This is a genomic window from Bradyrhizobium sp. 159, assembly GCF_023073795.1.
Lineage (GTDB): Bacteria > Pseudomonadota > Alphaproteobacteria > Rhizobiales > Xanthobacteraceae > Bradyrhizobium.
This window is the reverse complement of the sequence record NZ_JADPKE010000069.1, coordinates 1-8,782: the sequence shown is the minus strand read 5'-3', so window position 1 is coordinate 8,782 and position 8,782 is coordinate 1. Positions and strand designations below refer to the sequence as shown.

8 protein-coding genes and 1 pseudogene are annotated in these 8,782 nt (G+C 58.8%); 7 read left to right on the top strand and 2 right to left on the bottom strand.

Features of this window, described 5'->3' with window-relative positions; all coding sequences use genetic code 11:
* Window positions 1-309 precede the first annotated feature (309 nt).
* Window positions 310-660 (top strand): hypothetical protein, encoded by a 351-nt coding sequence (locus tag IVA96_RS19475; RefSeq protein ID WP_247418714.1) that lies wholly within the window; start codon window positions 310-312, stop codon window positions 658-660.
* A 439-nt stretch (window positions 661-1,099) separates the two neighbouring features.
* Here IVA96_RS19475 and IVA96_RS19470 read toward each other — a convergent pair whose 3' ends face one another.
* Window positions 1,100-1,609 carry a septal ring lytic transglycosylase RlpA family protein gene (locus tag IVA96_RS19470; protein WP_247276069.1) on the bottom strand — a complete coding sequence of 170 codons (510 nt, stop codon included), beginning with the start codon at window positions 1,607-1,609 and terminating at the stop codon, window positions 1,100-1,102.
* 526 nt (window positions 1,610-2,135) lie between these two features.
* Here IVA96_RS19470 and IVA96_RS35835 point away from each other — a divergent pair.
* Together IVA96_RS35835 and IVA96_RS35830 are read left to right on the top strand one after the other, a co-directional pair.
* Entirely contained in the window at window positions 2,136-2,918 is a 783-nt protein-coding gene (locus IVA96_RS35835) for a GreA/GreB family elongation factor (RefSeq protein WP_346015527.1), read from the top strand.
* Window positions 2,885-3,049 carry a GreA/GreB family elongation factor gene (locus tag IVA96_RS35830; RefSeq protein WP_346015528.1) on the top strand — a complete coding sequence of 55 codons (165 nt, stop codon included), beginning with the start codon at window positions 2,885-2,887 and terminating at the stop codon, window positions 3,047-3,049. The genes IVA96_RS35835 and IVA96_RS35830 overlap by 34 nt, the downstream gene beginning before the upstream one ends.
* 268 nt (window positions 3,050-3,317) lie before the next feature.
* Here the strand turns inward: IVA96_RS35830 and IVA96_RS19455 are convergent, their stop codons facing one another.
* Window positions 3,318-4,211, bottom strand: coding sequence for a hypothetical protein (locus tag IVA96_RS19455; protein WP_247276067.1), 894 nt, complete (start codon window positions 4,209-4,211; stop codon window positions 3,318-3,320).
* 542 nt (window positions 4,212-4,753) lie between these two features.
* Between IVA96_RS19455 and IVA96_RS19450 the strand changes: the two genes are divergently transcribed.
* The 4 genes and pseudogenes from IVA96_RS19450 to IVA96_RS19435 form a co-directional block, all read left to right on the top strand.
* On the top strand, window positions 4,754-5,611 hold the full coding sequence (locus IVA96_RS19450) for a GNAT family N-acetyltransferase (RefSeq protein ID WP_247276066.1): 858 nt from the start codon (window positions 4,754-4,756) through the stop codon (window positions 5,609-5,611).
* Window positions 5,612-5,793: 182 nt separating this feature from the next.
* On the top strand, window positions 5,794-6,126 hold the full coding sequence (locus IVA96_RS19445) for a hypothetical protein (protein ID WP_247459381.1): 333 nt from the start codon (window positions 5,794-5,796) through the stop codon (window positions 6,124-6,126).
* Between the two features lie 163 nt (window positions 6,127-6,289).
* The gene (locus tag IVA96_RS19440; RefSeq protein ID WP_253075129.1) at window positions 6,290-6,757 is read left to right on the top strand and encodes an ABC transporter substrate-binding protein; all 468 of its coding nucleotides are present in this window, start codon (window positions 6,290-6,292) and stop codon (window positions 6,755-6,757) included.
* A 1,492-nt stretch (window positions 6,758-8,249) separates the two neighbouring features.
* Window positions 8,250-8,644 (top strand): annotated as a pseudogene (locus IVA96_RS19435) (transposase); the annotation flags it as partial.
* Between the last annotated feature and the right edge of the window lie 138 nt (window positions 8,645-8,782).

Sequence of the window (8,782 nt, the reverse complement as noted above, 5' to 3'; positions counted from 1 at the left end):
AGAACAACGCGGTCTGTTCGACTTGCCGATGCCCCATCATGATCTTCAGTCCTGCCAATTAGACAGACTGAATCACTGATATCTCTGCGTCGCAACAGCCTGCCTTTTTCAACAGAATCGGAAGCGAAGCAGAAATCAGATGCTCCTTCCGAGCTTATCGGTGATGGCCCGATGCGGTCGTTGCTGGATGCAGACTCCAGGGACATCCAAACAGCTCGAATCTTAGGCGGGCTAAGCAAAAAATATGCAACCCGCAATTGCGGTCCCGAATACTTCACCTAAACCTTTCCAAAAAATTTACTGGATCACGTGCACACAACTTCAAGTCATTTTCAGCGCCGCATATTCAACAATCACGCCAGCAATCCAAAAATAGATCTGGAGATAGCCATGGGGACGGTCGTTCATCTCAAGCAAGCTGGTCGGCCGCTATTGCCGTTCGAGATCCATGACGGTGAGCGCGCTCTTGCGGAGGAACTGGACAGACTCACGAAAGCGAGGCTGTGGACCGCCGTCGGCCATCTCGAGGCAGCCGTGAAGAGCGCCGACAAAATTCGCGACCGACTCCCGGCCGGACCGATCAAGGATGATTTCGAGCACAAGCTGGCGGCGCTTACCCGGAACCTCACCCATTTGCGCGAACAGGTCGGGCAGTTGTAATCCTATTGATGGAGCCTCAGTTCGGAAGCCAGTGATGTTACCAAGTGGCCCCTAGCGTCGGACATCCCATCTCCGTTTTTGCGTCGGCTCTTTGGGGTAAACCGGCCGTAGTCACGGTCAAACCTGATTGACGCCAATGACCCCAAAAGAGACATTCGACGAAGAAAGACTGTGGGCGTTCGCCGACATCCTGAAGCGTCACGCCTTCAATGACGATCGGCTTTAAGGCGATCGTGTTCGAAGCTCACGCAACCAACGCGGTTAACAACTGCAGCCGTTTCAGCACGAAGCGGCCACAGTGCTTCCGCCTCAGCACGAAGTGGCTGTCGGCAAAGGCGCCCTATCCTGTCAGCACAGCGTTCTGCCCGCGTCAGCTGCCGAGGCGAATCGCCCACTGACAGCCGCACACGACTGTTGCCACATAGAGCGCGGCGCTTACCTAAAGGACCTCTACTCGAACTTGTGCCACACCTCGATCAGTAATTCCTAAGCCGCGTGCAGCGCCAAGGGAGAGGTCCAGCACGCGGTCGCGAATCCACGGTCCGCGGTCTGCAATCCGAACTATGACCGACCTGCTACTCGCAATGTCGGTGACGCGAACCCGAGTTCCGAAGGGAAGACTTCGATGGGCCGCCGTCATTTCATCGCGATTGTAGAGCGACCCGCTCGCTGTTTTACCCTTTGTATAAGAATAGAAGGACGCTTTTCCGGTGAAGGCTTTATTGAACGATTTGGAAGGCCGGAGATCGTCTGGCGTCCGCGTCCATAGTGGCCCTGCCTGAATATCCTCAGGAGGACTTTGTTTTTGCTCCTTCTCTTCAGGAGCAGGTTCAGCATGTGCCTTCGGAATAATAGACCATCTATCGTCGAAGTTTTGTGCTGAAGCATACGGAGACTGCAAGCAAGCAGATAAGGACGCGATCGCGATTCTTGCAAACAGAAGACGCATGATCAACTCCACTCACTGACAAAAAACAACGAATCAATGATTTTTAACAAGCGGCGTTCCCGAGCGTGCAGAGCAGCATACAACGGAACAGCGTCATCAATTTGGGGTGATTTTTTGGGTAGGTCGGAACTACTCTGTGGCGCAGATTATGCGCCGAGCGTCATCCGTAGCTGCCTCGCCCGACCATCCAACGACCGTCTGCTTTCAGGTGGAGAGCGGATTCGTGAAGTCTCTTCACTCCAGCATGTGATCCAAACGGACATCACTAATCCTTACAACTCTCTCCCGACGTGTGTGCTCTATAGTCGCGTTACATGGACAGCGGAAGGTCCTATGGTGGCCGCGACATGATCCACGTCCTCGACATCGATCCGCGCATTGCGCGGCGTTGCCTGCACGCCGGACGGCTCCAAGCAGGAGCTTAGCCGGACGGTAGTTGGTGCCCTCCGGATTATCCCCTTCCTTCATCAAACAGATTTGGTGTGTGGCTCTTGCGCGAGGAGAAGCCCAAACAAGGAGGCATGTCGTGAACAAACCCTTTTTCCCGAACGTGACTCTTCCGGCGTCTGACCATCGCCGCTTGGAACGGCTCGCGCAGGCGGGCGCGGATCAAGGCGACGTGGACGCACGTTTTCTGTTGCGTGAGATCAACCGTGCGGAAGTCGTCCCTGATCGCGCAGCCAGATTGGACAGCATCGTTACCATGGGTTCGTGGGTGACGTTCTGGATCACTTGGGGCTTCCCCCGCGAGACAAGGCAACTGGTGTACTCCGAAGACTACACGTCCGAGCGAACCCAAATCCCCGTGATGTCGCCGTTGGGTGCAGCGTTGGTCGGGCTGAAGGTCGGAAGCGAAATTCCCTTCTTCACCGCTGGGCGCACCAACGTCGTCAAGATCGAACTTTCAGCCGAGGTGATCCGAATGATGTTGTCAGGGTTCTGTTTAGCAATCCGGAGGTCAAGGGCAAGAAGCTCTTTGATGACAATGATCCGGGACCATCGGCCGCTTAGGAAAGGAGAGAAGGTAATGAGCAAGACTAATCGCAAAGGCAAACCTGAAATCGTGTTGCCGCCCATCGCTGTGATAGAGGATGAGGCGAGGCGTCTCAACGCTCTGGCCAGTTCGAGCGCGGTGCTCTTCCCGCGCGTGGCCCATTTCCTTGCACAGGAGATAGAGCGTGCAAGCGTGGTGGCGGACAATTCCGATCTGCGCGGCGTAGTCCGCATGGGCTCGCAGGTCCGGTACTGCGATGACAAGACCGTGAAGTCCGGGACGTGGTATTGGTTTATCCCCACGAAGCGGACATAACGCTGAAGCGCGTCTCGGTTCTCACGCCGGTTGGAGCTGCGTTGATCGGCCTGTCGGTTGGCCAAGCCATCGAGTTTCAAACGCCGGGCAACAACAAGCGGTCCTTGACGGTGCTAGGCGTGTCCAACTGAAGGAGGCGTTGATATGCGCGACGTTTCAACCAGACAGGCCGCCTTTACAGTCATCGGTATCACCATCGTCTTGGCTGCCGTGTTCTATCTTGCGACCTTCTTCAAGGCTTGAAGGTCCAACCTCTGGGGGCGGCCCCTCTCGGTCTATGATCGAGCTGGGGCACCCCACTGCGCGTTGCCCGCGCGGTGAAACTCGGTCGTCCGTAGCCGAAGGAATTGCTTAATCGCCGTCGCCGGGTCGGCGCACATCGTAACCGCCAACTGGGAGCTAATGAATCACTGGCTCACCATAGAAACGGCGGTGCAGCTTTTCGCTGACGCCGAAGCTGATTTCCAAGATGAGGCGCGGCGCGCGTTTGGCCAGCGAACCCATATGGAATCCGAAGGGATCCTCGACAAAGCCGAAGCCTTCAGGCCCCGTCAGTTTCACGATTGCTTCGCGACCATAGGTCCGCTCGATTTCCTCGGAGGGGTGGCCGACCATAAGGGTGAACTGGTGTCGCAGAAGGCGCTGCCTGTGGCTGCCCACGACATAGACATGCGGGCCCGAATTTTCGTCTACCGCTTCGATGTAGAAGAAGGACTTGATCATCCTCCAATCATCGAGATCAAAATGAAACCGGTCCTGTGAGGCTAGATGGAGGTCGTAGTCTTTCGCGTTCTTGCTCGGAAAGCTCCACCAGAGCCGCGTCGCGGTGACGCGCGCCTCGCCTCCCAGATAGTTCTGGGCGATCTGCAACAATAGCGGATCCTGCTGGACGCGGCAGGCCGCTTCGCAATCCAGCACGCGTTCGAAGAAGTGACCTGTGACAATGGCCTTCCCGGTCGCAAGCTCGATCGGGCGATGTTCCTCGGCGACCAGCTCAATTTTGCGGTCGAAATTGCCGAAACAGGGCGTGCGTCGGGCAAAGGAAGAGATCTGCGACGTAATGTTTGCCGGAAGGCTGACGCCCTGAAATAGCCCGTCTCGCCGCAACTGCTCCGTCACATGCTCGGCGCTAAGTTCCGGGAAAAGCGTGTTCGTGAGATCGATGTGTTCCGGCGGAGCGGTAAACTTCCATGCGAGGTTGCGGAACAGCATCACGCGCCCCAGTGCAAACATCGGCAGCCATCGGGGATTTTCCTTGATGTCGGCTACATACGTCGGCAAACGTTTGAGCATTCGCTGAATCTTTGTGACCATTGCTTGGCCCGCTGTACGCATTACCATGGAACCATTACCTGGACCAATCTCCTTTGTTCCAAATTGGACCAAACCAGACGCGCTCTGCTATTCGGCGTGCACACGATTGACGCCCATCCAGCACGCCCGCCATCGCATCCAAGGAAACTAAACGGACCTGACGCGGGGCAGTCCGCTTCGGTGCGATTGACCCTGAGATATCAACCGTTCTGCTATCGCCAAAGCATCATCCACTTCGATGCCGAGCTAGAAAGTAGCCCCGCAGCTGCGACCCCGCGACGGCCGCTTCCGGGAGGTGAGCCGACCAAGGGTCTTGCAAGCTGCCGAGGGCTGCCTTTGACCCGACCCGGACAGTAGACCACAATTCGGAGGAACTCCTTCTTGGGTACTCTGAAGAAGACCGAGGCGCATAGGCAGCGAAGCTCTGGATAATCTACGCTGAGAGCAATAAGCTGCAGCTTGAAATCCCCGGAACTGTTGGCTCGGATAAGGCGTCAGAGCAATTCGCAGGGGAGGGACGAATGAGCATCGTGCTGCGACCAGGCGCGCCGTCGGATGCCACCGTTTGCGGCAAAATCTGCTTCGAAGCGTTCAGGGCGATTGACGACGAGCACAATTTCCCGTGGGATTTTCCGTCGGTGGAGGTGGCCACGCAGGTCCTGATGATGCTGCTGTCCAACCCGGGGTTCTACTCGCTTGTCGCCGAAAAGGACGGAAGGGTTGTCGGCAGCAACTTTCTCGATGAACGCGGACCGATTGCCGGACTCGGGCCGATCACAGTTGATCCGGCCTCACAGAACGCGACGATTGGGCGCCAATTGATGCAGGCTGCACGCGACCGCGCGCGCGATCGGCATGCGGCCGGGGTGAGGCTGCTGCAATCCGCATTTCACAATCGTTCTTTGTGTTTGTACGCCAAGCTCGGCTTTGACACCCGCGAGACGATCTCGAAAATGAACGGGGCGCCGCTGGGCGTCAGCTTGCCGGGGTACGACGTGCGTCCGGCCGGCGCGACCGATCTCGTGGCCTGCAACTTGTTATGTCATCGGGTTCACGGTCATGATCGTGGCGGCGAACTCGATGACGCGATTAATGCGGGAACGGCGCGGGTCGTCGTGCATCTCGGCCAGATCACTGCCTACGCGACGGATGTCGGGTTCTTCGCCCATGCCGTCGCCGAGAGCAACGAAGGTCTGAAGGCTCTGATCGGATCTGCTCCGGGCTTTCCCGGCGGCGGCTTTTTGGTGCCGACCCGAAATAGCGAACTATTCCGCTGGTGTCTGCAAAATGGCCTCCGACTAGTGCACCAGATGACCCTAATGACGACCGGCCTCTACAACGAGCCTAAGGGCTTTTATCTGCCCTCGGTGCTCTATTGAGCAAGGAGCCTCGGCCCCGCGCATCAGGCCGAGCTTCCGTCTTTGGCCCTAGCCGAACCGCACGTTAGCGGCGAGATAGTTAGCTCCTGAACGTGGACCGGAAATTGCTCACCCGCTCTTGATCAACGCTTTTGACCTGGACCAGACATCACCAACCTTTCGATACCATCATCTCAGCGGCTATGATGGCAAGCCGCGCGCTGCCGAAATCGGAAAATGACACGATCGGAGCGATCATGATTGGGCGCCGGTGTTTTATAAGTTTGATAGGAGCGGCCATCGTTGTCGCGCCGCTCTCGATACGCGCGCAGCAGCCGGCCACACCGGTCATTGGATTCCTCAACAACTTGTCGCGTGCTGCGATCGCCCACCCCGTAGCCGCGTTCCGCGAGGGTCTGAAGGAAGCCGGCTTTATCGAAGGCCACAACCTCGTGATCGAATATCGCTGGGCCGAGAATCACAATGATCCTTGCCCGCGCTGGCTGCCGATCTGGTCCGGCGGCAGGTTGCGGTGATTGTAGCGACCGGCGGTGGCGCCTCGGCGCTAGCCGCAAAGGCTGCGACCACCACAATTCCGACCGTGTTTTCCTCAGCCACTGATCCTGTCGAGCTGGGCCTCGTTGTCAGGCTAAACCGACCCGGCGGAAACGCCGCCGGCGTTTATGTGATGACAACTCTTTGGAAGCCAAGCGGCTGGACCTGCTGCACGAACTGGTGCCAAACGCCGCGACCATCGCCATGCTGGTCAATCCGGGCACCCCCGGCGCCGACAGCCAGTTGACGGAGGCGAAGACGGCTGCGCAAACCCTCGCGCGGAAGATTCACGTTCTAAGGGCACACAATGAGCCGGAACTTGACAGGGCCTTCGCGATGCTGGCCGAGCACCATGCCGACGCTATTCTTGTCGCGGCCGATCCGTTCTTCAACGCTCACCGCCAGCAGATTGTCACACTGGCAGCGCGCTGCGCCGTTCCCGCAATCTACGAGTTCCGAGAGTTTGCCGTGGCCGGCGGCCTGATGAGCTACGGGATCAGCTTGGCCGACGCGTACCGGCAGGTTGGACTTTATACCGGCAAAATTCTTCAGGGCGCCAAGGCCGCCGACTGGCCGGTTACGCAGCCGACCAAATTCGAGTTGGTCATCTGAAGGCCGCGAAGGCGCTGGGCTTCACTGTCTCGCCGATGCTGCTCGCCCGCGCCGACGAGGTGATCGATCAGGGGAGTTGTTGCTGTCGGTGCACGAGGCAGCTTGTGGCCCATCGCACCTCATCGAGGTCCGCTCAGTGAGGCATGGCGGACCAGATTTGCGAAGCGCCGGGAGACCGGCAAGGAGTAGAGAGTGCAAGTCTCTTACGATGAAGGAGTAGCGATCCACATCGGCCCCGAGTCATGCGCAGTTGCCCGCGAGGGTTTCGGCGAAGCGTTGACAAGGGGGGCGCATAGGCCAGCCATCGAGCCGCGAAAGAGTCCTATTCCGGGTGCCGACGCCGTGCAAATAGCGGAAGGCAACACATCCAGGCGCGTCATCGCGAGCGCCAGGACGACCCGGCGTGGTCAGAGACCCTGGCATGTGCAGACGCTCCTTGCACGAGAACCGGGAGATCTCGCGATCGACCGCTCGGCAACAGCCGTCGGTCCGCATCGGGAAAGCGAGGAGCCGTAGCCGATGATGCACGGTCGCGAGAAGTCAGACTCTGCCATAGTAGCTGTGAAGCCGACGAACAACGCGGTCCCGACGGCAGCGGAGCCGGTGGAGCCAAGGGCGAGGTGCCATCGTTGCTGACCATGCCTTCACCACCGGCAAGATCGCACAGGGCCGAATTGTTAGTGCCGCGCTCCGGCTAATATGCGGTCTTTCGGCTGGGCGTGAAATCAGATAATCTTCTTTAGAGCTGCTCTTTGAGACGGGATGAGCCGACGTCTCCGTTCAGACCCTCAACCGAGCTGTCCCTTGAGCTGTGCTAGTCCCGTCGCCTCCAAGTGCACCTGCACATCTTTGCACCGGTCCCGGATAGTCTTGCTCGATCCAGGGCTGTCCGCGAGACGAACCTGCTCGATCATCAACAACCTAAGGGTAGATCCACGTGGCTTGGGCCGAACGCTTTGTGCTCGAACTTGCCTCTACAGGAGCGTGAATGCGCGCTCCTCGCCAGCGGCGGGGCCCAGGATGTAGGGGCAGACCGTCTGGCGCTCGCCGTCTTGGCTCAAGTGAACCGGCCGGCGTTCAAAGAAAAGCTTGTCCGAGCGCAATGAAGACTTCGCTATGCCCTTCGGTAACGATCTGGAAGGGCCGCTTGCGACCGCGGCGGGGCCGGTAGACTTCGAAGTTCGGGTTGAACGTTGCTACTAGGGTGATCCCCAAGCGCTCCACGAGCGCAAAACTGGTCCGGTCGACGAAGGAAAAGCTCTCGTCAGCGAACCTTGCCTCTATCTAGGAAGCCGCATCTCAGCGCCGACGATGCATACGAACTCCGCTGTCGCGCAGGCCGGTCCCAGAACACTTCCGCCCGCTCGCTGCTAAACTGCGCTTTGAGAAGCTGCCACGTCTCGGCCAGCGCCAGGTCCGTCGTGAGGTGCTGGTCGATGCTCCGGAGAATGGACTTGGCGCGCTCATTCTGATGATGGCGCTTGGCTGCCCGCTGCTGGCGGTGCTGGAAGCGTGGCTGCGCGAGCAGCGTGCTCGGCTATCGAACTCCTCATCGGTCACGAAGCCAGTCGACTACATGCCGCGCCGCCGGGATCGGTTCACTCGCTTCGTCAATGAAGGGCGGATCTGCCTGACAAACAATGCGGCGAAGCGCGCGTTGCGCGGCTTTGCTCTCGGCTGCAAGTCCTGGCTGTTCGCCGGCTCAGAACGCGGCGCTGACCGCGTCGCCATCATGGCGACGCCGATCATGACGGCAAAGCTCAACGACATCGATCCGCAAGTCCGGCTGGCGGACGTCTTGGCCCGCATCGCCAGCACCCGCAAGGTCGGCTCAATGAGCTGCTGCCTTGGGAATGGAAGAACAGCCCTGTTCAGTCTGCGGCCTGATAGGGCCACCGCACCGCGCGATCATCCCGCGGCCCTCACCGGCTTTCAATTACCCACATTTAGCCGAGGGGGCTGAGGGAGCGCACCAACTATTGCATCGCAGGAATCGACCGTGATTCCTTGTCTGGCACCGATTCG